Source organism: Mucilaginibacter sediminis, from assembly GCF_051903035.1.
GTDB lineage: Bacteria > Bacteroidota > Bacteroidia > Sphingobacteriales > Sphingobacteriaceae > Mucilaginibacter.
Window position 1 is genome coordinate 3,383,168 of record NZ_CP170602.1, and the last position, 25,493, is coordinate 3,408,660.

A 25,493-nucleotide genomic window follows, 5' to 3' on the forward strand; every position below is an offset into this window, starting at 1 on the left:
ATGAGGATCTCTAAAAGTCAATATCTGTTTATAATAACCGCAGTGCTTGCCGTTTATTACCTGGCAGTCGGCATTTATATGAACCATTTGGGCTATTATAACCAGGAGAGTATTTTTTATATCGAAAAAACCAAAATTATTTTTGAAGGTCTTGGCAACCGCATCAAAGTAATGGGGCTTACATCGCCGCTATTGCCTTTTTATTGTTCCATCATATTTAGCTCCATCAGCACTTTCCTGGCCCCGGTAATAGCATCTGCGTTGGGTACAGCCGCTTTATTTTACATCCTTGCATCCACGCTGCGCACCCGCATACCAAATGACGACTTTTATTTTTACCTTTTAATAGTCCTGTTTTTTTTACATCCCGGTTTGCTGTATGTGGCCACGTCGGGCAAGGCCATTTACCTGGTGCTTATCAGTTTTTTCCTGTTCTTTTTTAACCTGTTAAAGTTTTACCGGTCAAATACAACCTTCCATGTGTCGTTGGCCAGTATAGCGCTGGTTACTCTTATTTTTTGCGATTATAAGTTTGTATGGCTTTGCCTGTTCTTTATCCCGCTGGTATTGGCCATTACTTTACAAAGCTTAAACCTGGGCGAAAAGGAATCCATCTTCCGGCTGTTTTTAAGCTTTAACAGCCCATCATTGCGCCGTAAGCTGGTAAGCAAAACCTTTGCTATTTATATCATCCTGTTTATTTTGCCCATAGCATCTATCATTTGTTATAAACTACTCAATTTAACCCACGCCAGCGATCTTAATTACTTTATTGAAAGCCCTTACGCAACCTGGAATGTATTGGTTGATAAACTTAATTATGACATCACCACAGCCGCTACCAATTACCAGTTGCCCGAGCTTTCGGTACTGGTATCGGTAAGGGTTGTTTATTTTTGCCCGCTCATTTTGGTTGCTATATATCTTTTCCGCGAAAGCACCTACCAGGCTTTAACCATTTTAAGCCCATTCGCTTTTATCGAGTTTTTACATATCAAATACGATAAACTATATATTACCTACGAGTACTATCTCATTTTCCTGGTGCTATCATTGCTTTGCCTTACTTTTAAAGCGCTGGTAGTTAAAAATCAAAAGGTATTTAAAATAATTGTGTCGGTTGCCGTGCTCGCCCAGCTTTATACGGGCTATGCATTCCTCAAGGGGTCATTCATTCATGATGAAAAAGCATTTATCACCACGCTCTTCAGCGGTAAGCATAATATGGACCAGGCCGAAATTATGGACATGGCTGGATACATCAATACCCTGCCCAAAAGTTCGCACGTGCTCATGGACGATGCCGTAGCTTATCCGGTTGCAGCATTTACAAACGACATCAGAAAGCTGACCCTGCCTTACCAGGACTTGTTTTTAAGTGCTATAGAAACGCCTTACCGCTATGATGATTATATTCTGATTGCCACAGCAAAAAATCCATTTACCGGCTATACGCAGCTCAATAATAAGTACATCCCGGCCATACGCATTGTAAACAGCGGTATAAACTACAGGCGTGTGCACGAAAGCGACAACTGGGTACTGTACAAAATCATCTCTATTCAATAAAGCCGAACTATTAACTATTGACTGACTTATATTAACTAAGACCTGCTCCACAAAGCAGGTCTTTTATGTTTAAAGGCAATCCATTTCAGGCTGCAGTATCCGGTATTGGCGTGCCCATTACAAACCAGGCTTTGGTAATTTTATCACCTGCCACCTCATAAATACAAAGCGCATCAATATAGCCCGGCCCATCAGGAAAAGTACGGGATACCAGCTCAAAGTCGACAACTTTATTATGGAGTACTGTTCGGCTAATCAGCTTACCGAATAAATTTGGCTCCTGAAACCTTACCAGGTGCCTTTCGCGGATGGCTGCAGCGCCGCTGGCCAGCAGAGTATCCGGAAATTCATAATACAAGGCATCGTCGGCCCAACAGGTCATGAACAAATCAATATCTTTTGAATTATAGGCATCAAGCTGTTTTTTTACCACTTGTTCCATAACGGTTTGGGCTGTATTTTCCATTGGCGATTTATATAGTTACAGCTAATATAGATGTTGTGGGGTAATTATACGCACAGCGTGTTTTATTAGGAGTGAAGCTTTTCTGGATTAAGTGTAATTAAACACAACCAGAAGAAAAAAGGGGAGACAATGCTGGATATTTATCGTAATAATCAACCGATAACTCCCCCTATCACAAATTAAACATCACCTTAGCCAGCACCATTCTGCCAGGGATACTGTATGTGCTTGATGTAAACACATTGGCTGATAAGTACAGCGAGGTGTAATTTTTTACGTTGAACAGGTTTTGGGCGGTTAGCTGTACATCTATTTTGGGTTTGCTGAATTTGTAGCGTATAGTTGCATCGGCAAAAAAGTATTTAAGATCATTGGCCTGCTGCTGGTGGGTGTAATAATGATCGGCAGCAAGGTTAAACTGCAGGGTATTAAGCGGATTATATTCGATAGCGGCGGTTTGGATAAGCCGCTGAAATTTGCTGCTGCCAGCAACCGCTGTTGATTTGCTGGTGGTTTGGCTGTAATTGGCCTTATAGCTTAAATTAACTTTACTGCTCAGTTTGCTTTCGGCACCCACGTTCAGTGTTTCGCCTACGGTATTGAAAGGCAAGACAAGCCCGTTTTGCAGCTGGTTTAGCCGGGCGGTTTGCCAGGAAGCCCCAGCGCTGAAAGTGGTTTGTAAATCAAAATTATACTTGCTGATGTAGCCGCTAACCGCCCAGGCATCCGTTTTATTATCATAGGGCAGTACAACCCGTTGCTGCAGATTATTGGTTAATGTGCTGGATGCAATATTGTTGGCGTAAATATGGCTGTAATTAACATTCAGGCTAAAAAAGAACAGCGTAATGGCTTTGCGGTAGTTAAAACCCAGTCCTGCATTTTGGCTCTGCCGCTCAGTAAGGTCGGCGCTGTTGGCATACAGCGTGCGGTAATTGGTCAGGATATAGCCACGGTACACATCCTGGATGCTGCCAATGTTATTGCGCAGGCCATAATTCAGGGTAAAATAGTTTTCGATGCCGCTTTGATATTTTACATACAGCCGCGGGTTAAAGTACAAGCGGTTAAGGCTGTTGCTTAACTGGTAATAATCATCACTGTAATGGGTTTGCTGCCAGCTCAGGGGCAGGCTGGCCTCTATCTTCAGGATTTTGCCGGGTATGTCAAAATCCGCCTCGGCGTATGCCTTGTTACGGCTCCAGTTTAAGCTATTGCGGGTACTATCGCCAACCGGGTTAACCGTATTGTTTTGCTGGGTAGCTGATAGCGCCGAATTTAAGGTTTGCGACTGGCTGCTGAATCCTGCCTTATAGCTTTGTGTTATATGCTGGCCCGGTATTTTATAAGCCAGGTAATTATTGCTGAACCAGGTAGGGATATTCACCGTTTGAGTAAGCAGCGAATAATTAACACCATTGTTAAAAATATCCGGATTAAGGTTTGGCTCAATAACCCTGCTCTCGGGTTCAGATGTGCGGTTAATGTAGCTGTACACCTCCATAATTTTATCGGAATGGAAGGTTTTCATCCAATTAAGCTCGTTTGAAAAATTGAACAAATTATCCTTAAACGTTTGGTTTACGGGTACGCCATTGCTCACCAGGTTTGAGTACGAGGTATTGTGGTTATAATCGGTTACCAGGTTATCGTTCAGGTAATATTTGTTTTGGTTAACGTTCAGGGTAAACTGGGTATGAATTAAATCGGGCCGCCATTTGTTGTTTTGCTTTTCGGTGTAACGTATGGTATCGCCGGGCAGGTAAACCTCGCTCAGGCGGCTGTAATCCTGGTGTTGGCTATCCCGCAGGTATGATATATTGGCCCGCAGTTGCACATCTTTTTTCAGGTTAACCAGGTTGTTAAGGTTAACTATACCCGATTGGTTAAACAAATACCTGTTGCGTGGCAGATCCGGGTCGCCGGCGGTGCCTAAGGACAATACGGTACCGGGCTGATCATTATCCAGGCGTTGCATGTGCTCGGCCGAATTATGCGATACTAAATCGCCGGCCACATCATAGCCCGTGTTGTTGCCGCGCAGGTAATTAATAGCCTTGTATTTATCCTTAAACATCATGGCATTAAGGTCTTCATCGTACTTTTTGGGCAGGCCCGCGCCTATTGTTTCCTGCCCTATCAGCTGTAGTTTGGCATCTTTTTTTATGGTGAGGTTAAGGGCCACATCCTCGCTTACCACCTTATCGCGCAGCATTTTTACAGGCTGATGGTTTTCCATTACCTGCACCTGGTCAACCACCCCATGCGGTATGGTGCCGGTAGCAATGTTGTATTTATCGTCCAGCAGGTTATCGCCGCCTATATACAGGTTAGATATGGCCTTGCCGTTGTAGCTTATTTTGCCATCTTTAGCTACATCAATGCCCGGCAGTTTTTTAATTACATCGCCAATAACCCTATCCTGCGGGCTGCTAAAATCCGACACCTTGTAGCTGGTAGTATCGCCGCTAACCCGCAGCCGCGGCCGGTTATTTTTTATGGTAACACCCTGCAGCTGATGCACCGCGCCTGCAAGCTTAAAGTTGTAGGGTGTTATAAAGCTGCTTACCGGTAGCCCCGCCTTTTTAAAGCCTATGCAACTGGCCTCTAAAGTAAGGCCGCTTTTATCGGCATTAGCGGGAATGCCCAGGCTGTATAGCCCCCCGGCATCGCTGGTGGTATAGGCTATAATTAATCCCGTGCTGTTTTTAAGGTTGATGCCGGCGTAGCTTATTGGCTTGCCCAGGCTATCAGTTACTTTGCCTTTAATGTTTTGGCCAAGGCATACCATGCCCGTGAGCATCCAAAATATGAATACCCCGGCGCTTTTATGCAGGCCACTCATTTTTTTTCGGGAAGCTCTAAAGGATTATTAATCACCGGTCCTGTGCCATTTATTCGAATTTTTACCTGGTCGCCACCACCCGGGCCCTGACCTGGCCCGCCGACCCGCATGCCGCCACCCGAGCCTGCCATGGCCGACTGTGCAAAAGCATTGGGGTCTTTCCGCATGGCGGCTTCCAGGTTTTTAAATTCCTTTTCGGTGGTTTTAACCGCGTCGGTTGGCAAGGCGATTACGTTGGGATCGTCGTTGTCATCGTCCATGCCAATTAGTTTAATTGTTGCGCCACCCGGAACCGGGGCCTCTGCGGCCGGTTTTGGCGTGTTAGTTACCTCGTCGAGTCCGTCAAACTTAAAAACCACCTCTTTATTGGTATCATAAGCCTCCACAATTAAGCCCGGCAAACCGTTCAGTTTCCACGGCCCGGCGTGAAAAGGCAGATCCGGGCAAAACCAGGCAGTATAATCCCTGCCCTTGAAATGGCCGGTTGCTTTTTGGCAATGAAGCCCTGAAAAACTGGCCGTATCGGCGCTTATCTTCCAGTCAATCACCGGCATAGGCTCTTCAATCATATACGGGGTTATCAGCCGCTCTTTACGTACCAGTTTATGTTGCAGCGGAAACTGGTAAAACTCATTCCGTGTGGTAGGTGCGCCGCCGGTTATTTTAATATTGACGCTACCACTTCCCTTTTGCTCGGCCATCTGGTCGGCAACCTGCTTTTTCATTAGGGCCTCCTGCAACTTACGGTCGTAACTTTTGTAGGCACTGGAAGTTGCGCCCACAAACAGTACCATATTTTCGGTATATGGCTTATCGCGATGCGCAGTATCGCGCAGGTGCGAAAACTTGTAATGCACAACAGCCCTGGCGGTATCTGGGTTTTGCGCCTGTGCCCCAAGTGCAAAACCAAGCAGGCAGGCTAAAGAGAATATTGTTTTTTTCATGATGGTTATAAGGTTATATCTGTTTTTTAATAATTACAGATCAAATATAACTAACATAATAGTTAAACTACGAAACTCTCGTAGAATTAACAAATTTTAACAATTAGGCCATTGTTCATTGGTTCACTGGTTCATCGTTGGATAGTTGGATAACTGATCGGCGCAGTATCCTTTACCCCTAAATCTTCCAACCATAAAAAAGTCTTAATTCTTGATTCTTGACTCTTGCATCTTCTTCACCAACCTATTTCACCACCGTAACGGCTATCCCCTTTTCCTGCAATACTTTCAGCATGGCCGGGCTTATGCCGCTATCGGTAATAATATGCTGGACCTGGTCGAGAGGACAAATTTTTCCTAAGCCGCGTTTGCCAAATTTGGTGCTGTCGGCCAGTACAACTACGGTTTGGGCGGCTTCTATCATTTTTTGGTTCAGGCGGGCTTCCATTAAATTGGTGGTGGTAAGGCCAATTTCGGGGTCGATGCCGTCGACACCTAAAAAAAGCATGCTGCATGCCATATCCTGCAGCATCACTTCGGCATATGATCCGGTTACCGATGATGACGAGCTGCGCAACTGGCCGCCTAACTGAATTACCTCTATATTGGGGTGATGCGATAGTTCGATAGCCACATTGAGGGCCGATGTGATCACCGTTAAATGCTTCCCCGCATTAACCGACCGCGCCAGGGCCAGCATGGTAGTACCCGAAGCGATAATAATGGAATCGTTATGGCCAATAAGCGCGGCGGCGGCTATGCCTATCTGTTGCTTTTCGGCAGCATTCAGCTTTTCCTTTTCGGCAACGGGCCTGTCGTTGGTGTAGGGGTTGCTTTTGGTAGCCCCGCCATGCGTACGGAATAGTAGCTTTTTATCCTCCAAAAGTTTCAGGTCTTTTCGAATGGTCACTTCTGAAACATTTAACTGCTTGCCCAATTCCTGTACGTTTACAAAGCCGCCGTCTTCCAGTTGCCTGAGTATGATTTTATGCCTGTCGGTATTTTTATTCATAACAAACAAAAATAAGTAAAAAACCGACATGGGCTAAATTGAAACAAAAAATAAGTTTCGATTTGTTATTTTATGTTTCGATATTGTATATTTGAAGCATTATCGAAATACAACATAACAAAAATGAGTATTTTCAGCAGGGATTCAATTTTGCAATCCATCCATGATCAGGATAAAATTTGGGACATCGTCATCATTGGCGGTGGCGCAACCGGACTTGGCGCTGCGGTTGATGCAGCCTCGAGAGGACTATCAACCCTGCTACTGGAACAGGCTGACTTTGCCAAAGGCACATCCAGCCGCGCTACTAAACTGGTACATGGCGGCGTACGTTACCTGGCGCAGGGCGATATTGGCCTGGTGCGAGAGGCACTGCACGAACGGGGCTTACTGTTAAAGAACGCGCCGCACCTGGTAAAAAACGAAAGTTTTATTATTCCTAATTACAGTTGGTTTGATGGTGTATTTTATACCATCGGGCTAACGATATATGATTTGCTGGCCGGTAAGCTGGGCTTTGGCCGGGCGAAGCATATCTCGAAAAAAGAAACCGTAAGCAGGCTGCCCGGAATTGATGAGAAGGGCCTGCATGGCGGTGTTGTATACCACGACGGGCAGTTTGATGATTCGCGACTGGCTATAAACCTGGCACAAACCGCTTTGGAACAGGGCGCCACCGTGTTAAATTATTTTAAGGTTACCGGGCTGATAAAAGATGGCAACCACAAAATAGCGGGCGTTAAAGCCATTGACACCGAAACCGGACTTAGCTACAGGCTAAAAGCCAAAACCGTGATTAACGCTACCGGGGTTTTTGTAGATGATGTGCTTAAAATGGATGTGCCCGATAAAAAACCTTTAGTAAGGCCAAGCCAGGGCGTTCACCTGGTTTTCGACAGGCGGTTTATGCCTGGCGAGGATGCCATCATGATCCCCAAAACCGAGGATGGGCGGGTACTGTTTGTGGTGCCCTGGCATAACAAGCTTTTGGTAGGCACCACCGATACACCTATTGACGAACATAGCCTGGAGCCTGTAGCCCTCGATGCCGAAATAGATTTTATTTTGCGCACTGCGGCTAAGTACCTTAAAAAGGTACCCGCCCGTGCGGATGTGCTAAGCGTTTTTGCCGGACTAAGACCATTAGCTGCCCCGCAGGACGATTCATCCAAAACAAAAGAAATTTCGCGCAGCCATAAACTGATAGTTTCTAAATCAGACCTCATCACCATTACCGGCGGCAAGTGGACCACCTATCGAAAAATGGGCGAGGATACCATTGATAAAGCCATAGAGGTGGGCAAATTGCCAGCCAACCTTTGCCACACCGCCGGCTTGGCAATCCATGGCAGCCGGCCGAACCCGGATAGGAGCAACCACCTATACGTTTACGGGAATGATATAGAAAAGGTACTGGCCCTGGCAAACGAGGATGACGACTGGAAAAACCCGGTGCACCCGGATGATGAGTACACCAAAGGCGAGGTGATCTGGTCGGTAAGGTACGAGATGGCGCGTACCGTTGAGGATATACTGGCCCGCCGCACCCGGGTATTATTTTTAAATGCCCGCCTGGCCATAGCCATGGCGCCCGAAGTTGCCCGGTTAATGGCTGGCGAATTAAATAAAGATGCCCAATGGGAGAAAGAACAGACAGAAGCCTTTAATAAGGTGGCCGGAAACTATATATTAGCATAGAAAAGAATCAAGAGTTAAGAGTCAATAATCAGGAATCAGGAAAAAAATCGGATGGGATAGGAATCTATTAATAGGTACCCGGAGTATTGCAATAAACGAACAGCTTTTTCTCTTGATTCCTGATTCTTGACTCTCAAATAACCAACCAATTATAAACACTTAGTAATGGAACAATACATTTTGGCCCTCGACCAGGGGACAACCAGTTCGAGGGCGATCATATTTGATCATGCGGGGCAAATTATAGCGCTGTCGCAAAAAGAATTCAAACAGTATTTCCCAAAACCGGGCTGGGTTGAGCACGATCCGAACGAGATCTGGTCGACCCAGGCGGGTGTTGCTGCCGAGGCTACAGTTAAGGCCGGGCTTAATGGCAAAAATATTAAAGCCATTGGCATCACCAACCAGCGCGAAACCACCATTGTATGGAACCGCGAAACCGGCGAAGCCATTTACAACGCCATAGTTTGGCAGGACAGGCGCACCGCGGCTTACTGCGATAAATTGAAACAAGACGGACACAGTGATATGATCCGCTCTAAAACCGGGCTGGTGATAGATGCCTATTTTTCGGGCTCCAAAATAAAGTGGATCCTGGATAATGTGGATGGCGCACGAGCGCTGGCCGACGCCGGTAAACTGGCCTTTGGCACGGTTGATAGCTGGCTGGTATGGAAATTTACCCGCGGCCAGGTGCACGTTACCGATGTAACCAACGCCAGCCGTACCATGCTGTTCAACATCCGCACCCAGCAATGGGACGATGAATTACTGCAATTGCTGGATATTCCCAAAAGCATGCTGCCCGAGGTAAAGCAATCAAGCGAGGTTTATGGCGAAACAGCCACCACCATATTCGCCAGTAAAATACCTATCGCGGGTATAGCCGGCGATCAGCATGCCGCGCTGTTTGGGCAAATGTGTATTGACAAGGCCATGGTTAAAAATACGTATGGCACCGGTTGTTTTATGCTGATGAACATTGGCAACCAGTTTATCGAATCAAAAAACAACCTGCTTACCACCATTGCCTGGAAAATTAACGGCGAAATACAGTACGCCTTCGAAGGCAGCATATTTATTGGCGGCGCCGTGGTACAGTGGCTGCGCGATGGCTTAGGCATCATCAAAACATCTGCCGATGTTGAAGAGCTGGCCACCAGTGTTAAGGATACCGGCGGCGTATTTTTTGTACCTGCCTTTGCCGGCCTGGGCGCCCCTTACTGGGATCCCGAGGCGCGGGGCACAATAGTTGGCCTTACACGCGGAACTACCGCCGGTCACCTGGCCCGTGCGGCCCTGGCATCAATAGCCTACCAAACTATGGATGTACTAAAAGCCATGGAGGCCGATGCCGGGATGCCTATTAAAGAATTGCGGGTAGATGGCGGCGCTACTGCCAACGATTTGCTGATGCAGTACCAGGCCGATGTATTGAATTGCAAGGTGATAAGGCCAAACGTAGTAGAAACAACCGCTTTGGGCGCGGCATACCTTGCCGGCCTGGCAGTAGGCTTTTGGAAAGATGTGGCCGAAATACAACAACTGTGGCAATCCGAAAAAGAATTTATCCCCGCCGGCAACTCGGAGGATATTAAAGCGGATATTGAAGGCTGGAAAAGGGCCATTCATGCGGCTAAGAGTTGGGCCGATAAAGGCTAAAAGCGAAAGGCAGAAAGCCTGGAAGCAAGAGGGATTAATTATCAAAGCGGCAGGCTGATGCATCTGGAATATTTTATTATAACCCGTTAAAATTATTTAAACCTATAAATTTTATTACCATGTCTCCATTTATTGCCGAACTGATTGGCACCATGTTACTCATACTTTTAGGCGATGGCGTTGTGGCCAACGTAGTATTAAAAGATACCAAGGGAAATAACAGCGGCTGGATAGTTATTACCACGGCCTGGGGCCTGGCCGTATTTGTTGGGGTGGTGGTTGCGGGGCCCTACAGCGGCGCTCACCTTAATCCCGCGGTTACCATAGCGCTGGCCATAGCGGGTAAGTTTGCCTGGGCGCAGGTGCCATTGTATATAGCCGCGCAATTTTTAGGTGCTATGATAGGCTCGTTCCTGGTATGGATGATGTATTACGATCATTTTAAACGCACCAATGATCCGGCCTCGATACTGGCCGTGTTTTGCACCGGCCCGGCCGTACGCAATTACATCTCCAACATTACCAGCGAAGTTATTGGCGCCTTTGTACTGTTATTTACCATATTTTACATTGCGGGCGCGCAAATTGTGCCTACAAATACGCCTATAGGCCTCGGCTCCGTTGGCGCCATACCCGTGGCATTGCTGGTATGGGTAATAGGCTTATCGCTGGGAGGTACTACCGGCTACGCCATTAACCCCTGCCGCGACCTTGGCCCGCGCATTATGCACATGATACTCCCCATCAAAAACAAAGGCACCAGCGACTGGCCCTACGCCTGGATCCCTGTTTTTGGACCTATAGCAGGCGCAGCGATAGCCGCCGGCTTGTATTTATGGATAAGGTAAATGCTCACAGTATTAAAAGGCGTAATACATTAACAACGGGCATCGGCCCTACTTACCCGGTAGCTTTGCAAGTCCGGTCTCCATAGTCGGGGATTGCTTCGTATCTCGCAACGACGGTCTGTTGTTTTATTTTTAGACAGCTTCTTATTTAAAAGAGGTGCTCACAGGACAGCCCGAGAGAGGAAAACCGCACATTTCCAACGCTTTTTTAAAGAGCGCCCGGTCACAAAACCTTTCATTTTAAAAACACATTTTTAACAGCCTCCAGGTAACCGTAGCCGTGTTTTTTATCCGGTTCAAGGTAGCTGCCTTCGGCCCACTCGTTCCAGGCGTTTATGGTAATTAGTGGCGGCTGGTTAGGGTGCGCGTCAACATATTCTTTAGCTTTTTGAAGATACACCTGAAAATATTCGGGCTTGTTGTTTACAACCAGGTCTTGCTTTTGTACCGGGAAACGCGGGTTGCTGTCCCAGCCTATAGAAACATGCGGGCAGTACGGAATTTTAAAGGTAGTATCCCACTCGGCCCATTTGGCTATGGCTTTTTGGCCCCAGGGAATATAATCGCCGCTTGGCGCTACAAAATGGCACCACTGGTAATTGGTCATGCTGTTAAATCCAAAATACTCCAGCGTCGAATTTTGTGTTTGTACCTTATCGCCGGGCACATCTTTTAACGTCGACGGGATATTACCCCAAAGTGTAGCCTGCAAATGCAAACCGGGGAAACCAGCGTCTACCGTCTTTTTACGGAAGTAATCTATAGCCTCTTTTGCTTTTTCGGAGCCACCTATGCCTTTGATAAAGGTCGACAGTTCGTAAATGCTGAACACCGGCCGGCCGTTTATTTTATAATAGTTGGGCTTTTTAAAGTAATCGTTAATGATATGCGCTACCATCTCCTCAAAAGTTTTCCTGTCTACTCCGCCATAAAAATACACCTTGCTTTTATCGGGGTTCGATGGATCTAAATACGAGTTATGATCATGGTTGGCCCACATCAGGTAAAACTTCATATCGTTGGTGTTTTTAGCCTTCAGGAAACCCTTGTTCAGGGCATCCTCCAAAAAAGGTTTTTTATCGTACCAATACCAATCAAATATCATTACGTTAACGCCATACTTTGCAGCCGTAGCTATTTTTTTACCCATCACTGCAGGGTCTGTTTCATCTTCGTAACCCCAAAGTGGCACCTTGGGCACTTCGTGGCCTGCAAACTTGGGCTTCGCCTTGTAAATAGCCTCCCACTCCCCTTTTCCATCGGGAAAAACGCCAATATCCTTAAACCTGGCATCGGGGTGGTAGGCTGGCCAATAAAACGCGGCCACGTCATAATGTTTAGCAGGGCTTTGGCCATTTGCCTTAAAAACAAAAAAGCATGCCTGCATAAGCGCTAAACAAAGCAACAATTTGGTTTTATTCATTATTATCCGGTATAAATTAAATGAGAACATATCACACCTCCGCCAGGCAGATTTAATGGTTATAATAACTGGTTGTTTTAAAAGTAGTTCTTTGATTTCGACGCGCTATCCTGTACTGTCTTTTTTATTTCTTCAAAACACTGTTACATTATACTAAACCTCAGCCATTTTAGTTTGTCTGATAAGTTATGACTAAATCATTTTTAAGCACTATATATTTGTTTGCCATATTGTTAATCTGTGGCAAGGCCTATGGGCAAACCGAAGAATTTAAAAGCGAGTTTTTAAACCGGATAAACCAAACCCGCACTAAGGGCTGCAATTGCGGCGATAAGTATTTCCCGCCCGCTCCTGCCCTAACCTGGAACGATAAACTGTTTAATGCAGCCACCGGCCATGCAAAAGATATGGCCAAGCGAAGTTATTTTAGCCATACCAGCAAAGACGGCCGCAGCATGGAGGATAGGATAGTTTTGGCTGGCTATAAGTTTAAAGGTTTTAAAAGCTTTGCCATAGGTGAAAACATTGCACAGGGTCAGCAAAGCATAGCAGAAGTAATGGATGGCTGGTTCAAAAGCGAAGGCCATTGCCGAAACCTGATGAACCCCGACTTTAAGGAAGTTGGCGTAGCAGAATATAAAAGCTACTGGGTACAGGATTTTGGCGGCCGTACCTCGTTTTCGGCTGAGCAACAAAAACTAATCAAATCCGGAAAGTATAAGCTGATACAGAATTGATTCTTTGATATGCAGATTTCAGATGTGCAGATGAAATAGCAGACGTAAAAATATGCGGGTGCCAATGATGAAACATTTGTTGTACCGATATGCAGTCTGCTATTACATTTCTGAATCTACAGATTTAAAATCTGCACATCTGAAATCTGCACATCTGCACACCTGAAATCTGCACATCTGAAATCTGCACATCTAAAGATCCCCTGCTTTCACCCTTCTTTCCATTACCTCGCGCCAGGTGGTTAGTATAAATCCTTTATCTTTTAAAAATGCTTTTAATCGTGGATCGAGCATGGCCAGCAAGTCGCCTTTGCGTTTTTTTCCGGTATCGGATATCTGGTCAAAATTTGGCGAGGGATTGGTACAATGCATAATTACCATGGTTAGCCCCGGCGAGAGGCGGCCAATGCTTTCGATATAGTGATCGGTATACCATTTTTGAATTTGGGCGTCGCTCATTTTATCGATATTAGGCATCTGCCAGTCGTAACTTGAGTTATGCAGATCGTCGAGTACCGGCAGTCCGGCCTTCCAGATCATAGCTCCGATTTCTTTCACATTGGCCAATACCGCCGGATCGGGTATCGGCATACCTTCGGTATATTTACCTTGTTGTTTTAATTCGGCTATGGTAGCGGCCCGGGCTTCGGCACGGTAAAACAGGTCATCGCCGCCGGGGAACATTACCGGAATTTGCTTTTCAATTCCAAGCTTAATATATTTTTCGGTAAATATCGGCTTGGCAAACAAGGTACCCATGTGCGAATCAAGGTGCGTGGGCTTAAAGCCCATTTTTAAAGCCCTGTCCAGTTGCGCCCTTATTTCCTTGTCAACTTCATCGGCCGATGCATTAAAATAAACAGCCACAACACTGGGGTATAAACATCCTTGTTTATCGGTAAGGCCGGGCACTATACTTTTGCCCGCCAGCGGCCCCCAGCGGTAATTATCCCATTCGGATGTTAAGGTTAAATGCAGGCCGGCATCGGTATTGGGGTGCTTATCCAGGTACTTTACAAATTCGGGCACCCATGGGCAGGGCATCATAACACTGGTTGAGGTAGCTACACCCTTTTCAATAGCTGTCTCTACCCCATCGTTCGATTCATGCGACATCCCGGCATCGTCAACATGCAAAATAATTACACGTGCGCCTTTTGGCCAGCCCAGCTTTTCGGCATAGGTTTTTGTTTGCTGTGCAAAGGCTACAGTACTGCAAATTATGCAAACAGCAAAAAGGATATTTTTTTTCATGAGGGTATAGGATTACAATTGATTGATTTATAAATATACCCATACAAGCTATTTAAACCAAAGGCATGCATATCCAAAAATGAACCTGTAATTACACTTAATTTACTACTTTTGAAATAATGCTACCCGCTACCAACCACACACTCGAAAAATTAGAGATGCTGCTCAAAACAGCAGGCTACAAGGTGCGGTACGAGAAAGGCAACTTTAAAACCGGGGCCTGCCTGCTACTAAATAGCCGTATGGTGATTGTAAACCGGTTTTCGAACCTGGAAAGTAAAATTCTGGCCCTGGTTGAACTGCTCCGCGAACTGGAAGTGGATTTTAGATTGCTTGACGAAAAACAGGTTGCATTTTTACAGGAAATAAAACAAACAAAATTGCAGCTGTGATCATAACATTTTTAGGTACCGGAACATCGCAGGGCGTACCTGTTATTGCCTGCGGGTGCGAGGTGTGCACATCTGCCGATGCATACGATAAGCGTTTACGCACCTCTATTTTAATTGAAGCCGAAGATAAAACCATCGTTATTGATTCGGGCCCCGATTTCAGGTACCAGATGCTACGTGCAGGCGTAAAACGTTTGGATGCCATTGTATACACCCACGAACACAAAGATCATATAGCCGGTATGGATGACATCCGGGCATTTAATTACTTTCAGCAAGGCCCTGTAGATGTTTATGCCGATTTTAGGGTACAACGTGCGCTTGCCCGCGAATTTCCCTATGTGTTTGATGGTACAGGATACCCGGGCATCCCACAGGTTACCGTACATCCTATCGGTTTAGATCCCTTTAATATCGGCAGTGTAAAATTTATCCCCATTGAAGTTTTGCATTACCTGCTGCCGGTACTGGGTTTCAGGATAAATGATTTCACTTATATCACCGATGCCAAAACGGTATCAGAGGCCGAAAAGGAAAAAATAAGAGGCTCAAAAATATTAGTGATCAACGCGCTGCAAAAGCAAACCCATATTTCGCACTTTACACTTGACGAGGCTATTGATTTCGCCAATGAAATTGGCGCCGAAACTACGTATCTTACCCATATAAGCCACCGCCTGGGCAAACACAAGGATATATCGGCCGAGCTGCCACCCAATATCCGGCTTGCTTACGATGGTTTAAAGCTGGAGATTTAAAAGAAGGGCTTAGAAGCTATCTAAAAATGGTTTATTAATATTTTTAAACTTCGAATGAAGCAATATTCATGCGTCATTGCGAGGTACGAAGCAATCCCGAGCTATGTAGGACTTAGCATATCGGGGATTGCTTCGTACCTCGCAATGACGGTGTTTAAGACTTTGTTTTAATGATATTAAACAGCCCGGCAAGGCTTATTTATAAATCGATATAACTAATTCTTTCAATAGCTCCTTTGTATTGGTTCAGGTGCCCCGTATCGTGGGCATCAACCCGCCCCTTTATAGTTACATGCTTATCATTTATTTGTGTAAACTGGCCGTTATTATATTGAAAAAGACCAGTTCGCGTTCCCTCTAAATAAAGCGGGCAATCGGGGTTAAAATCTATCCAGATAGCATGCCCTGCCGAGTGATCGGCAAAAAGGCTATCATTAAACAAAGCGGATTGCTCTGGCGCTTCTATATATTTGCCGGTAACCTCTACATATTGCCGATCATACTTTTTTAGGTTTTTTACCAGCTCGGTAAAAGGAACACGCTTATAAACGGGCGAGAAATCATCATTGCAATCGCTCTTAAACACCTGTTTACCATGGCTGCAGCCCAGCAAACTTGCCGTTAAAATGACCGGAGATACTATTTTGATCAGACATTTTAACATCATCAGGAAGCAGTTATGTTTTTAAATATGAAGTTACCTAAAATTAACGCCGCCTGCATTTTGTAATGGAATTTATACAGATATAGTGCCGCCGCCCTTTTGCAGCTACTATCGCTTAGGTAAAGTAAAGTACAGGCTTGCAGTATTGGCAAAACTGTTTCGATATTGATAACAACGTTAAACCGCATCCAAACTAAAATATATTTTTTATAATCTGCCGAAAGCTTATATTAGACTCAGAGTTACATTAATAACCCGGAAAAGATCATCAATATATACCATGAAAAAAATCATAATTTACCTGTTCGCCATTGCTATTTTGCCATTAAACGTATTAGCCCAGGACACTGCTACGGTAAAACAGCAGGCAAATATTTTGGCCCAGGCCATGATAGCCGGCGATTATGCAACTATTATAAACCATACTTATCCTAAAGCTGTGCAAATGGCGGGTGGTAAGCAAAAAATGGTATCGATAGTTAACAAGGGTATGGCACAAATGAAAACCCAGGGAGTAATTTTTGAAAGCGCAACAGTAGGCTCTCCCGGAAAATTTTACAAAGCAGGTGCCGAAACCCATTGCCTTGTGCCCGAGAACTTAACCATCAAACTGCCAAATGCTCATATAATCAGCCACAGCTATCTATTGGCAATAAGTAAGGATGGTGGCAAAACATGGTCTTTTTTGGATTTAAACAACTCCACCAGCGATAAAATAAAACAGCTAATTCCTGATTTTAACCCGGCTTTGCAAATCCCAAAATCTACTACCGAGCGAATATTATAGTTGGAATTAAAAGTTTTGCCGGTAGATTTAACCTACAAAGAGATGAATTGATGACCAACATTTACATACCCCAGGCTACCGAAAACCAACAGCGTATAACTGCCGGTGATATTTCATTTGTATATTATACCGAAAAAGATAGCCTGCAAAACAGCAGGGTTGTATTCAACTGCTATGCCATCAGTTTTGTAATTAATGGCGAGAAAGCAATTTTTCGCCTGGCCAATAATACCATTGTGGGCACAGGGGAAGGGATTGTGATTCCCGAAGGAAATTCCATTATGGCCGAGCATACTTTAAACAATCATCAATACAGTAGCATACTGGTATTCTTTTCATCAGCTTTCGCCCAGGATTTTTTAAACCGGCACAAATTGAACTCGCGGCCAGCCCAGCTAACACCAGACTATATTAAGTTCAGGCAAACTAATTACATTGCCGATTATGTTAAAAGCATACAAACGCTTATACAGGAAGGGCAAAACTTGCCATACCTATTGGCCGCCAACAAAGTAGAAGAGCTGCTTTTGGTATTATTAGATAGCTACGGCAGCCAATTGACCGGCCTGTTACGTAGCAATACCCCCTCGCCCGAATTGCTGTTAAAAAACGTAGTGGAGAACAACCTGTTTAATAACCTTACGCTTGATGAGCTTGCCTTTTTGGCCAACAAGAGCCTGGCATCATTTAAACGCGACTTTGAAAAGGTTTACCATATGGCCCCAGGCAAATACATTCGCGAGAGAAAGCTTGAGGTAGCCCGGCAGGAGTTGGAACAAGGTAAAAATGCCACATCGCTTTATATTGATTTTGGGTACGATAACCTTTCGAACTTTTCATCGGCATTTAAAAGAAAATTCGGCGTAAGCCCAAAACAATACCAGATGAGCGCACAAGAATCATGAGCTGTTTTCAATAGTTTTTGAGCCGCCGCCGTTAACGCCTGCCCGGGAAAACAAGCCACATTTGGATATTATTAATATCCAAAAAATCATGAAAAAGTTCCTGTTATTTTTATTTGCTGCTCTAAGCTACGCAAACACCAAAGCCCAAACCTTCACATTAAAAAGCGCCGACCTGGGCGGGCAATTCACCAATGAATTTGCATCAAATACATTTGGCTGCACAGGGTTAAATAAATCGCCGCAACTGGAATGGCAAAATGCACCACAAGGCACCAAAAGCTTCGCTATTACCATGTACGATCCCAACGCCCCTACCGGCAGTGGATGGTGGCACTGGGTTGTTTTTGATATCCCTGCCAGTGTTCATCAACTTAAACAAGGCGCGGGCAGCCAATCTGCAAATGAATTACCCACCGGTGCCATACAAGGCAACACCGATTTTGGTGTTCCGGGTTATGGCGGCCCCTGCCCGCCGGTAAATGATGCTGCGCACGGCTATGTCATCACCATTTTCGCCTTAAAAACAGATAAGCTTGGCATCGGCGATAAGGCATCACCCGCATTGGTTGGCTTTATGTTAAACCAGAATGTTATCGCGAAAGCATCTTTAATTATATATGCCAAACGTTAATTGCTAACCGCCCGTGCATAAACCGGCTGTACATGAATACATGTTGTAACATTTTAGGTTGATAATTTTTTATCCGGCAAATATTTTGTTACTTGTAGATGCTTTTCAACAACCGGTTATGCACAGACGAAATTTTCTTAAAACAGGGTCATTAGCTGGCCTTACTTTATCAACATTGGTTACTGCATCATGCAGCCAGCCAGCAGCAGACGATAAAAAACCAGATACCACCGCTACAGATAGTAAGGATGATCTGTTTGAACTTTCGGAAGCTACCATTACCGATTTGCAGGAAAAAATGAGGGCGAAGCAATATACCTCGCGCCTGCTTACTGAACTTTACCTGAAACGTATTGATGAGATTGACAAGAATGGCCCTAAGCTAAACTCCGTTATTGAATTAAATAAGGATGCTTTAAACATGGCTGATGCCATGGATAAAGAGCGGGAGAAAGGCAAAGTACGCGGCCCCTTACACGGCATACCCGTGCTGATAAAAGATAACATAAACACCGGAGATAATATGCATACCACTGCCGGTTCGCTGGCCCTGAGTGACAATTTTGCCAAACAGGACGCTTTTATCGTACACAAATTACGCGAGGCCGGCGCGGTTTTATTGGGCAAAACCAATTTAAGCGAGTGGGCCAACTTCCGTTCAACACACTCTACCAGTGCATGGAGCAGCCGGGGTGGGCAAACCAAATGCCCCTATATTCTCGATCGCAACCCCAGCGGCTCAAGCGCCGGTTCGGGGACTGCTGTAGCGGCCAACTTATGCACCATAGCCATAGGTACCGAAACCGACGGCTCAATAGTATCACCATCATCAGTAAATGGCCTGGTGGGTATTAAACCTACTGTAGGCCTGTGGAGCAGGTCGGGCATTATTCCTATCTCCAAAACGCAGGACACGGCCGGCCCTATGGCCCGCACGGTTAAGGATGCCACCATTTTTTTAGGAGCTTTGGCAGGGGTTGATCCACAAGATAGTTTTACCCTGGCCGGCAAAGGCAAGACAGAGGCTGACTACACTAAATTTTTAGATGCCGATGGCTTAAAAGGCAAACGCCTCGGGGTCGAAAAATCGGCAATGGAGGGTAACCCAGGCATGGTGGCTTTACTAAAAGATGCCATTAAAACTCTTGAAAGCAAAGGCGCCACCGTAATTGAAGTGGAGTTGAATAAAGAACTGAAAGATATCGGCAAAAGCGAGTTCCCGGTTTTATTATACGAATTTAAAGATGGGCTGAACCAGTATTTAAGCAATGCCAACAGCAAAGTAAAAACCCTGGCCGATGTAATTGCCTATAACAAGCAAAACGAAGCCAAGGCGATGCCATTTTTTAAACAGGAAACCCTTGAACTGGCCCAGGCCAAAGGCGACCTAAATACCGAAGAATACCTGAAAGCCGTAAAGCAAACCAATGCCGGCACCCGCAAAGCGATAGATAAGATTTTAGCCGATAACAAACTGGATGCCATCATAGGCCCCACCAACGGCCCCGCGGTTTGCATCGACCTTGTAAATGGCGATTACGACAACGGTTTCGGCTTTTCCAGCCCGGCAGCTATGGCGGGCTATCCGCACATTACCGTACCCATGGGATTACTACATGGCTTGCCCATTGGTTTGTCGTTTTTTAGCACTGCCTGGAAAGAAGGCGATATTATTAAGCTGGGATATGCTTACGAGCAGGCGAGTAAAAAAAGGGTTAAGCCTTTATTTAAGGCGGATTTGTTGGGGTAATTTTGTCAGAATCAGAATTTACAGAATTATTTAATTAGCAGAATAGAAAACTTTCTATCAATATTACTATTTTTAAAATTCTTAAATTCTGAAAATTCTGATTCAGATACTTAATCAACTAATCATGGAATTTGGCAAAGTAGCACCCGAAGAATTACACCTAATAGATTTCACCCTTCCGCCCGATACAGAACTCACCACTAAGGTATTAACAACAGCTAAAAACAATGAGCCAATACAGGTTCACGTAGGTTGTGCCAAATGGGGCCGCAAGGAGTGGATTGGGCAAATCTATCCCCCAAAAACCAAAGAGGCTAACTTTTTAGATGAATACGTAAAACACTTTGATTGCATTGAACTGAATGCCACATTTTATAACGTTTATGGCCCCGACACTATTGCCAAATGGAAAGCCAAAGCCGAAAGCAACCCCGGTTTCAAATTCTGCCCTAAATTTTCACAAAGTATCAGCCACATCCGCAGGTTAAAAAATGCCGACGATATTACAACAACTTACTATGAAGGCATCATGGCATTTGGCGAAAAGCTGGGACCACTATTTTTGCAATTGAGCGATAACTATACGCCCAAAAGCTTCCCCGAACTGAAAGCATACCTGGAGGCTTTGCCCAAAGATGTACCCGTTTTTGTAGAGCTGCGGCATAAAGAATGGTTTGCCCAACAGGAAAACAGCGACAAAGTATTCAGCCTGTTTCGCGATCTTAATATTGGCGCCGTAATAACCGATGCCTCCGGACGCCGAGACGTAATACACATGAGTTTGCCCACGCCTCACGCCTTCATCCGTTTTGTGGGCTGTACCGATAAAATAGGCGAGTACGGCATTGATGAAGCCCGCCTGGACATGTGGGTAGAAAGGATAAAAAAATGGCAGCAGGAAGGTTTAAAATCGGTCTGGTTTTTTATGCATCAGCATGATGAACGGTTTTCGCCCATACTATCAGATTATGTAACCAAAAAATTAAACGCGGTCCTTGGCACCAATTTACTTCGCCCCAAATTTATTGATCAGCAGGGTGGTTTATTTTAGTTTGATACCAGTCCCGAAATCACGTTGATGCTCAATGCCACAATAGCGGTATTAAAAGCAAAAGATATCATGCCGTGAATCCATGCCAGCCGGCGAATTTGGCGGGACGAGATCTCGATATCTGATACCTGGAAAGTCATCCCCAACACAAAGGAGAAGTATACAAAATCAAGATAATCAGGCTCAAAACCCTTCTCATCGCCCGGAAATTCCAGTCCGCCCAAAGGTTTGGTCTTGCTATCGCCATCGGGATTGGTGGCGTAATACATGTGGGCATAACGCAGGGTAAATATAGTATGCACCAATATCCAGGAGATAATTACCGACGTCATCCCCAATAATACATGGCCGGTAACTACGGCAGGAGACAGCTGTTTAGATGATTTGAGCAGGAAAAAAATTGCCAGGAGACTAATGATGGATGCTACAATTACAAAAGCAAATATCAACACCCGGCTGGAATCCTCAATTTTGGCTATGTGCCTAACCTCCTTTGGGTGCGACGACAGGATGATAATCCAATCCATCACTATAACACTCAGCCCAAATGCCGACCACGTAACCAAGACAATTGCTGGTATACTAAAACGTTCCCAAATAAAAGCCAGGGTGGCAATAGCTACAATAAACGAAATTAATAAACGGTGATGCGTATCTAACCGTAACCATAATTTTGATTTTCGTTGAGGGTTTGCAGGCATATTGGATTGTACTATGGTAAGTACAAGGTAAATATGGTAAACAATTGTGTAGAAATTATGAATTAATCTTCCTCCTCAACAATCCAGGCCACGCGGCCAACCTGGCCATCATCCAGTTGTACCTTGATGCCGCGGGAATGGTATGATGCACTGGTTAACAGCCTTTTCACAATGCCGCGGGTAAGCGTGCCCGTGCGCTGGTCTTTTTTAAGGATAATATCCACTTCCAGGCCGGGGTATATATCGCTTCTGTTTTGTCCGTTCATTTTTAGGATTACACTGATTTATAGGGTGATTTCACCGATTATTACTTTACTAATCCTTTTATTGCCGTTTCAACTTTCCCAAAATCAAAGTTAGTCAGCAGCTTATCAAAGGCGGCGGTAATATGCTGGTTACCCAGGTTGCCTATACTGCCTTCGTGGGTGTGGCTTACAGTTTTATCGGGGTTAAAATCGCCTTGCTCTATAGCTAAACCTACTTGTTTGTAGGCATCCCTGAAAGGCGTTCCGCTTAATACCATGCGGTTAACTTCCTCAACACTAAACAGGTAGGCGTACTTGGGATCCTTTAGTATATCAGCATTTACCGTTATATTTTGGAGCATAAAGGTGGCCATATGCAGGCATTTCTTCAGGTCAGCAAAGGCGGGGAAAAGGAGTTCTTTGAGCAGCTGCAGCTCGCGGTGATAGCCGGATGGTAGGTTGGTGGTCATCATGGCTACATCGGTTGGCAGGGCTTGCAGGCGGTTGCATTTGCCACGCATAATTTCCCAAACATCCGGATTTTTTTTGTGTGGCATAATGCTGCTGCCGGTAGTTAGTGTATCGGGGTAGCTTACAAAGGCAAAGTTCTGGCTCAGGTAAAGTGCCTGATCCATAGCCATTTTGGCAAGTGTAGCGGCTATACTTGATAAGGCCTGGGCAATGATCCGCTCGGTTTTGCCGCGACCCATCTGGGCGTATACTACGTTGTAATTCAGGCTATCAAACCCTAATAATTGGGTAGTTAGCGTACGGTTAAGCGGGAACGACGAGCCATAACCGGCTGCCGAACCCAGTGGGTTTTTGTTGGTAATTTTATAAGCAGCCAGCACCAGTTCCAAGTCATCGGCAAGGCTTTCGGCATAAGCACCAAACCACAGGCCGAACGAGGATGGCATGGCAACCTGCAGGTGGGTATAGCCGGGCAGCAGCACATCTTTATGCTGCTCACTTAGTGTAATCAGCTGGCGGAAAAGGGTTTCTGTTTCCTCAACTACCTGTTGCAACTGGTGACGGAAGAATAATTTGAGATCGACCAACACCTGGTCGTTACGGGAGCGGCCGGAATGGATCTTTTTGCCGGCATCACCAATGCGTTGGGTTAGCAGCATTTCTACCTGCGAGTGTACATCCTCCACCCCATCTTCGATGGTGAAATTACCGGCCTCAATATCGGCATAAATGGCCTTTAACTCGCGCTGAACAAGCTCAAGGTCAGCACTATCCATCAGGCCGATGCTTTGGAGCATGCGGGTATGGGCCAGCGAACCCAGTACATCAAATGCGGCCATTTCCTGGTCAAATTCCCTATCCTTACCTACGGTGAAATCCTCTACCAGCTGATTTACATTAGTAGTTTTTTGCCATAACTTACTCATGGTGCAAATGTAAAGTTTAGTAGCAAGATTTTAGTATCAAGTCGCAAGTATCAGGTATCAAGATTTTTGAAGCATCGGTTACAAGTTAGGGTTTGATACTACCGCCAGGTGTTCGGTTTTTTATGGGGATAAACAGGTGTTCGGGGCCGAACACTTAAAATATTATATATCAGACAATTAAGTGTTCGGATAATTTCGGGGCGAGGTAAATTGGCCCTGTTTTGCCGGAGGTGGGTGGCCTGTGGATGTTTGTACCCGTGAACACCCTGCCAGGTTCTGTTAGCACCTTGTTACACCCTTATTACATACCTGCCACCCCACGTAAAGCACTCGTTGGGCACCGTAAAATTCTGCTCATTCTTTAATTCTGAAAACGGCGCAGCCCTCTTGAACACCTTTGAAAAATCATTTACATGTGAAAAATTCTGATTTACGAAATTATTTTGTAGAAACTACAACATCGGCCCGCTCATTCGCCGCGGGGGGCTTGTTACTTTTGAAGCCCCAAAAGTAACCAAAATGGCCGTCAGCAGAAATGCTTTTGCCGCACGGGCCTTTGCCCTGCAAAACGGCCAAAACCTGGGCTGGATTTATTTTGCCCCGGTGCGGTCGGCCCTCACACGTGCAAAAACATCCTATGCCCTGCCACCGCACCACCCACCATCGTTTTGGCCGCTTTCGCCCGAAGCTCCCTCTGCTGACACTTTTGGGACGACAAGGTGCTTTTTCTGCAATGAAATTTGCAGCCAAAAATTCTGCTCATTCTTTAATTCTGAAAACGGCGCAGCCCTCTTGAACACCTTTGAAAAATCATTTACATGTGAAAAATTCTGATTTACGAAATTACTTTGTAGAAGCTACAGCATCGGCCCGCTCATTCGCCGCGGGAGGGCTGTTACTTTGTCTTGAAACAAAGTAACCAAAATTCAAGTCAGCAGAAACGCTTCTTTGCCGCACGGGCCTTTGCCCTGCAAAACGGCCAAAACCTGGGCTGGATTTATTTTGCCCGGGCGCGGTAGGCCCTCACACATGCAAAAACATCCTATGCCCTGCCACCGCACACCCCACCATCGTTTTGGCCGTTTTCGCCCGAAGCTCCCTCTGCTGACACTTTTGGGACGACGAGGTGTTTTTTCTGTAATGAAATTTGCAGCTAAAATTCTGCCAATTCTTTAATTCTGAAAACGGCGCAGCCCTCTTGAACACCTTTGAAAAATCATTTACATGTGAAAAATTCTGATTTACGAGATTATTTTGTAGAAACTAAAACATCGGCCCGCTCATGGCCGCGGGAGGGCCTAGTTCCTTTTGTCTTGTCAAAAGGAACCAAAACCGCCGTCAGCAGAAATGCTTCTTTGCCGCACGGGCCTTTGCCCTGCAAAACGACCAAAAGCTGGGCTGGATTTATTTTGCCCCGGCGCGGTCAGCCCTCACGCGTGCAAAAACATCCTATGCCCTGCCACCGCACAGCCCATCATCGTTTTGGCCGTTTTCGCCCGAAGCTCCCTCTGCTGACACTTTTGGGATAACATGGTGTTTTTTCTGTAATGAAATTTGCAGCTAAAATTCTGCTAATTCTCAAATTCTGATTCAGACAAATAATTTGCAGCTAAAAATTCTGCTAATTCCTTAATTCGATAAATTCCGGTTCAGACATTTACCTGCAGCTAAAAATTCTAATTCACAATTATTTAAACTTCCGGGAGCATCAAAAGCATCATCAAACAAAAAATCACAAAAACAAACAGGGACAT

At 45.3% G+C, this 25,493-nt stretch carries 24 protein-coding genes; 14 read left to right on the top strand and 10 right to left on the bottom strand.

The window, feature by feature from the left end; genetic code table 11:
• Positions 1–1,569: a hypothetical protein gene (locus ACFGVS_RS13530; protein WP_439699023.1), complete on the top strand. Its 1,569-nt coding sequence runs from the start codon at positions 1–3 to the stop codon at positions 1,567–1,569.
• Positions 1,570–1,654: 85 nt separating this feature from the next.
• On the opposite strand, the gene ACFGVS_RS13535 is transcribed toward ACFGVS_RS13530, so the two are convergent.
• The 4 genes from ACFGVS_RS13535 to ACFGVS_RS13550 all read right to left on the bottom strand — a co-directional run bounded on the left by ACFGVS_RS13535 (position 1,655) and on the right by ACFGVS_RS13550 (position 6,836).
• Positions 1,655–2,035, bottom strand: a complete 381-nt coding sequence (locus ACFGVS_RS13535) for a nuclear transport factor 2 family protein (protein WP_143065565.1) — start codon at positions 2,033–2,035, stop codon at positions 1,655–1,657.
• A 172-nt stretch (positions 2,036–2,207) separates the two neighbouring features.
• Complete coding sequence (locus ACFGVS_RS13540) at positions 2,208–4,880, bottom strand: hypothetical protein (RefSeq protein ID WP_439699024.1); 2,673 nt, start codon at positions 4,878–4,880, stop codon at positions 2,208–2,210.
• Positions 4,877–5,824, bottom strand: coding sequence for a GLPGLI family protein (locus ACFGVS_RS13545; RefSeq protein ID WP_439699025.1), 948 nt, complete (start codon positions 5,822–5,824; stop codon positions 4,877–4,879). The genes ACFGVS_RS13540 and ACFGVS_RS13545 overlap by 4 nt, the downstream gene beginning before the upstream one ends.
• A gap of 244 nt (positions 5,825–6,068) precedes the next feature.
• Entirely contained in the window at positions 6,069–6,836 is a 768-nt protein-coding gene (locus tag ACFGVS_RS13550) for a DeoR/GlpR family DNA-binding transcription regulator (protein WP_439699026.1), read from the bottom strand.
• A gap of 123 nt (positions 6,837–6,959) precedes the next feature.
• Here ACFGVS_RS13550 and ACFGVS_RS13555 point away from each other — a divergent pair, with 123 nt between their 5' ends.
• From ACFGVS_RS13555 to ACFGVS_RS13565, 3 genes are all read left to right on the top strand, one after another.
• Positions 6,960–8,534: a glycerol-3-phosphate dehydrogenase/oxidase gene (locus tag ACFGVS_RS13555; protein ID WP_439699027.1), complete on the top strand. Its 1,575-nt coding sequence runs from the start codon at positions 6,960–6,962 to the stop codon at positions 8,532–8,534.
• A 165-nt stretch (positions 8,535–8,699) separates the two neighbouring features.
• Positions 8,700–10,196: a glycerol kinase GlpK gene (gene glpK / locus ACFGVS_RS13560; protein ID WP_439699028.1), complete on the top strand. Its 1,497-nt coding sequence runs from the start codon at positions 8,700–8,702 to the stop codon at positions 10,194–10,196.
• Between the two features lie 119 nt (positions 10,197–10,315).
• Positions 10,316–11,044, top strand: coding sequence for an MIP/aquaporin family protein (locus ACFGVS_RS13565; RefSeq protein WP_274211956.1), 729 nt, complete (start codon positions 10,316–10,318; stop codon positions 11,042–11,044).
• A 235-nt stretch (positions 11,045–11,279) separates the two neighbouring features.
• On the opposite strand, the gene ACFGVS_RS13570 is transcribed toward ACFGVS_RS13565, so the two are convergent.
• Complete coding sequence (locus ACFGVS_RS13570; RefSeq protein WP_439699029.1) at positions 11,280–12,467, bottom strand: glycosyltransferase WbsX family protein; 1,188 nt, start codon at positions 12,465–12,467, stop codon at positions 11,280–11,282.
• Positions 12,468–12,655: 188 nt separating this feature from the next.
• Between ACFGVS_RS13570 and ACFGVS_RS13575 the strand changes: the two genes are divergently transcribed.
• On the top strand, positions 12,656–13,204 hold the full coding sequence (locus ACFGVS_RS13575) for a CAP domain-containing protein (protein WP_439699030.1): 549 nt from the start codon (positions 12,656–12,658) through the stop codon (positions 13,202–13,204).
• 192 nt (positions 13,205–13,396) lie between these two features.
• On the opposite strand, the gene ACFGVS_RS13580 is transcribed toward ACFGVS_RS13575, so the two are convergent.
• Positions 13,397–14,458, bottom strand: coding sequence for a polysaccharide deacetylase family protein (locus ACFGVS_RS13580; protein WP_439699031.1), 1,062 nt, complete (start codon positions 14,456–14,458; stop codon positions 13,397–13,399).
• Between the two features lie 119 nt (positions 14,459–14,577).
• Here ACFGVS_RS13580 and ACFGVS_RS13585 point away from each other — a divergent pair, with 119 nt between their 5' ends.
• Positions 14,578–14,850, top strand: coding sequence for a hypothetical protein (locus ACFGVS_RS13585; protein ID WP_090653283.1), 273 nt, complete (start codon positions 14,578–14,580; stop codon positions 14,848–14,850).
• Positions 14,847–15,608: an MBL fold metallo-hydrolase gene (locus ACFGVS_RS13590; protein WP_439699032.1), complete on the top strand. Its 762-nt coding sequence runs from the start codon at positions 14,847–14,849 to the stop codon at positions 15,606–15,608. The genes ACFGVS_RS13585 and ACFGVS_RS13590 overlap by 4 nt, the downstream gene beginning before the upstream one ends.
• Positions 15,609–15,807: 199 nt before the next feature.
• Here the strand turns inward: ACFGVS_RS13590 and ACFGVS_RS13595 are convergent, their stop codons facing one another.
• Positions 15,808–16,275 (bottom strand): hypothetical protein, encoded by a 468-nt coding sequence (locus tag ACFGVS_RS13595; protein ID WP_439699033.1) that lies wholly within the window; start codon positions 16,273–16,275, stop codon positions 15,808–15,810.
• A gap of 277 nt (positions 16,276–16,552) precedes the next feature.
• On the opposite strand from ACFGVS_RS13595, the gene ACFGVS_RS13600 reads away from it, so the two are divergent.
• The 5 genes from ACFGVS_RS13600 to ACFGVS_RS13620 all read left to right on the top strand — a co-directional run bounded on the left by ACFGVS_RS13600 (position 16,553) and on the right by ACFGVS_RS13620 (position 21,396).
• Positions 16,553–17,059, top strand: a complete 507-nt coding sequence (locus ACFGVS_RS13600) for a hypothetical protein (protein WP_439699034.1) — start codon at positions 16,553–16,555, stop codon at positions 17,057–17,059.
• Positions 17,060–17,109: 50 nt separating this feature from the next.
• Positions 17,110–17,964 carry a helix-turn-helix domain-containing protein gene (locus ACFGVS_RS13605; protein ID WP_439699035.1) on the top strand — a complete coding sequence of 285 codons (855 nt, stop codon included), beginning with the start codon at positions 17,110–17,112 and terminating at the stop codon, positions 17,962–17,964.
• Between the two features lie 88 nt (positions 17,965–18,052).
• Positions 18,053–18,595: a YbhB/YbcL family Raf kinase inhibitor-like protein gene (locus ACFGVS_RS13610; protein ID WP_439699036.1), complete on the top strand. Its 543-nt coding sequence runs from the start codon at positions 18,053–18,055 to the stop codon at positions 18,593–18,595.
• A 118-nt stretch (positions 18,596–18,713) separates the two neighbouring features.
• On the top strand, positions 18,714–20,345 hold the full coding sequence (locus ACFGVS_RS13615) for an amidase (protein ID WP_439699037.1): 1,632 nt from the start codon (positions 18,714–18,716) through the stop codon (positions 20,343–20,345).
• Between the two features lie 124 nt (positions 20,346–20,469).
• On the top strand, positions 20,470–21,396 hold the full coding sequence (locus tag ACFGVS_RS13620; RefSeq protein WP_439699038.1) for a DUF72 domain-containing protein: 927 nt from the start codon (positions 20,470–20,472) through the stop codon (positions 21,394–21,396).
• Here the strand turns inward: ACFGVS_RS13620 and ACFGVS_RS13625 are convergent.
• From ACFGVS_RS13625 to argH, 3 genes are all read right to left on the bottom strand, one after another.
• Positions 21,393–22,097 carry a DUF1345 domain-containing protein gene (locus ACFGVS_RS13625; RefSeq protein ID WP_439699039.1) on the bottom strand — a complete coding sequence of 235 codons (705 nt, stop codon included), beginning with the start codon at positions 22,095–22,097 and terminating at the stop codon, positions 21,393–21,395. The two genes, ACFGVS_RS13620 and ACFGVS_RS13625, sit on opposite strands and share 4 nt — an antisense overlap.
• Positions 22,098–22,159: 62 nt before the next feature.
• Positions 22,160–22,363 carry a YwbE family protein gene (locus tag ACFGVS_RS13630; RefSeq protein ID WP_439699040.1) on the bottom strand — a complete coding sequence of 68 codons (204 nt, stop codon included), beginning with the start codon at positions 22,361–22,363 and terminating at the stop codon, positions 22,160–22,162.
• 41 nt (positions 22,364–22,404) lie between these two features.
• The gene (gene argH / locus ACFGVS_RS13635; protein WP_439699041.1) at positions 22,405–23,739 is read right to left on the bottom strand and encodes an argininosuccinate lyase; all 1,335 of its coding nucleotides are present in this window, start codon (positions 23,737–23,739) and stop codon (positions 22,405–22,407) included.
• A gap of 519 nt (positions 23,740–24,258) precedes the next feature.
• On the opposite strand from argH, the gene ACFGVS_RS13640 reads away from it, so the two are divergent.
• Positions 24,259–24,573, top strand: coding sequence for a hypothetical protein (locus ACFGVS_RS13640; RefSeq protein WP_439699042.1), 315 nt, complete (start codon positions 24,259–24,261; stop codon positions 24,571–24,573).
• Between the two features lie 374 nt (positions 24,574–24,947).
• Positions 24,948–25,268: a hypothetical protein gene (locus ACFGVS_RS13645; RefSeq protein ID WP_439699043.1), complete on the top strand. Its 321-nt coding sequence runs from the start codon at positions 24,948–24,950 to the stop codon at positions 25,266–25,268.
• Positions 25,269–25,493 lie beyond the last annotated feature (225 nt).

What these genes read in the sequence shown, in the direction of transcription:
- ACFGVS_RS13540 (WP_439699024.1), bottom strand. Translation starts at nt 4,880, where the DNA reads ATGAGTGGCCTGCATAAAAGCGCCGGGGTATTCATATTTTGGATGCTC.
- ACFGVS_RS13600 (WP_439699034.1), top strand. Translation starts at nt 16,553, where the DNA reads ATGAAAAAAATCATAATTTACCTGTTCGCCATTGCTATTTTGCCATTA.
- ACFGVS_RS13595 (WP_439699033.1), bottom strand. Translation starts at nt 16,275, where the DNA reads ATGATGTTAAAATGTCTGATCAAAATAGTATCTCCGGTCATTTTAACG.
- ACFGVS_RS13585 (WP_090653283.1), top strand. Translation starts at nt 14,578, where the DNA reads ATGCTACCCGCTACCAACCACACACTCGAAAAATTAGAGATGCTGCTC.
- ACFGVS_RS13580 (WP_439699031.1), bottom strand. Translation starts at nt 14,458, where the DNA reads ATGAAAAAAAATATCCTTTTTGCTGTTTGCATAATTTGCAGTACTGTA.
- ACFGVS_RS13620 (WP_439699038.1), top strand. Translation starts at nt 20,470, where the DNA reads ATGGAATTTGGCAAAGTAGCACCCGAAGAATTACACCTAATAGATTTC.
- ACFGVS_RS13530 (WP_439699023.1), top strand. Translation starts at nt 1, where the DNA reads ATGAGGATCTCTAAAAGTCAATATCTGTTTATAATAACCGCAGTGCTT.
- ACFGVS_RS13565 (WP_274211956.1), top strand. Translation starts at nt 10,316, where the DNA reads ATGTCTCCATTTATTGCCGAACTGATTGGCACCATGTTACTCATACTT.
- ACFGVS_RS13575 (WP_439699030.1), top strand. Translation starts at nt 12,656, where the DNA reads ATGACTAAATCATTTTTAAGCACTATATATTTGTTTGCCATATTGTTA.
- ACFGVS_RS13555 (WP_439699027.1), top strand. Translation starts at nt 6,960, where the DNA reads ATGAGTATTTTCAGCAGGGATTCAATTTTGCAATCCATCCATGATCAG.
- glpK (WP_439699028.1), top strand. Translation starts at nt 8,700, where the DNA reads ATGGAACAATACATTTTGGCCCTCGACCAGGGGACAACCAGTTCGAGG.
- ACFGVS_RS13545 (WP_439699025.1), bottom strand. Translation starts at nt 5,824, where the DNA reads ATGAAAAAAACAATATTCTCTTTAGCCTGCCTGCTTGGTTTTGCACTT.
- ACFGVS_RS13615 (WP_439699037.1), top strand. Translation starts at nt 18,714, where the DNA reads ATGCACAGACGAAATTTTCTTAAAACAGGGTCATTAGCTGGCCTTACT.
- ACFGVS_RS13630 (WP_439699040.1), bottom strand. Translation starts at nt 22,363, where the DNA reads ATGAACGGACAAAACAGAAGCGATATATACCCCGGCCTGGAAGTGGAT.
- ACFGVS_RS13610 (WP_439699036.1), top strand. Translation starts at nt 18,053, where the DNA reads ATGAAAAAGTTCCTGTTATTTTTATTTGCTGCTCTAAGCTACGCAAAC.
- ACFGVS_RS13625 (WP_439699039.1), bottom strand. Translation starts at nt 22,097, where the DNA reads ATGCCTGCAAACCCTCAACGAAAATCAAAATTATGGTTACGGTTAGAT.
- ACFGVS_RS13535 (WP_143065565.1), bottom strand. Translation starts at nt 2,035, where the DNA reads ATGGAAAATACAGCCCAAACCGTTATGGAACAAGTGGTAAAAAAACAG.
- ACFGVS_RS13640 (WP_439699042.1), top strand. Translation starts at nt 24,259, where the DNA reads ATGGCCGTCAGCAGAAATGCTTTTGCCGCACGGGCCTTTGCCCTGCAA.
- argH (WP_439699041.1), bottom strand. Translation starts at nt 23,739, where the DNA reads ATGAGTAAGTTATGGCAAAAAACTACTAATGTAAATCAGCTGGTAGAG.
- ACFGVS_RS13570 (WP_439699029.1), bottom strand. Translation starts at nt 12,467, where the DNA reads ATGAATAAAACCAAATTGTTGCTTTGTTTAGCGCTTATGCAGGCATGC.
- ACFGVS_RS13550 (WP_439699026.1), bottom strand. Translation starts at nt 6,836, where the DNA reads ATGAATAAAAATACCGACAGGCATAAAATCATACTCAGGCAACTGGAA.
- ACFGVS_RS13605 (WP_439699035.1), top strand. Translation starts at nt 17,110, where the DNA reads ATGACCAACATTTACATACCCCAGGCTACCGAAAACCAACAGCGTATA.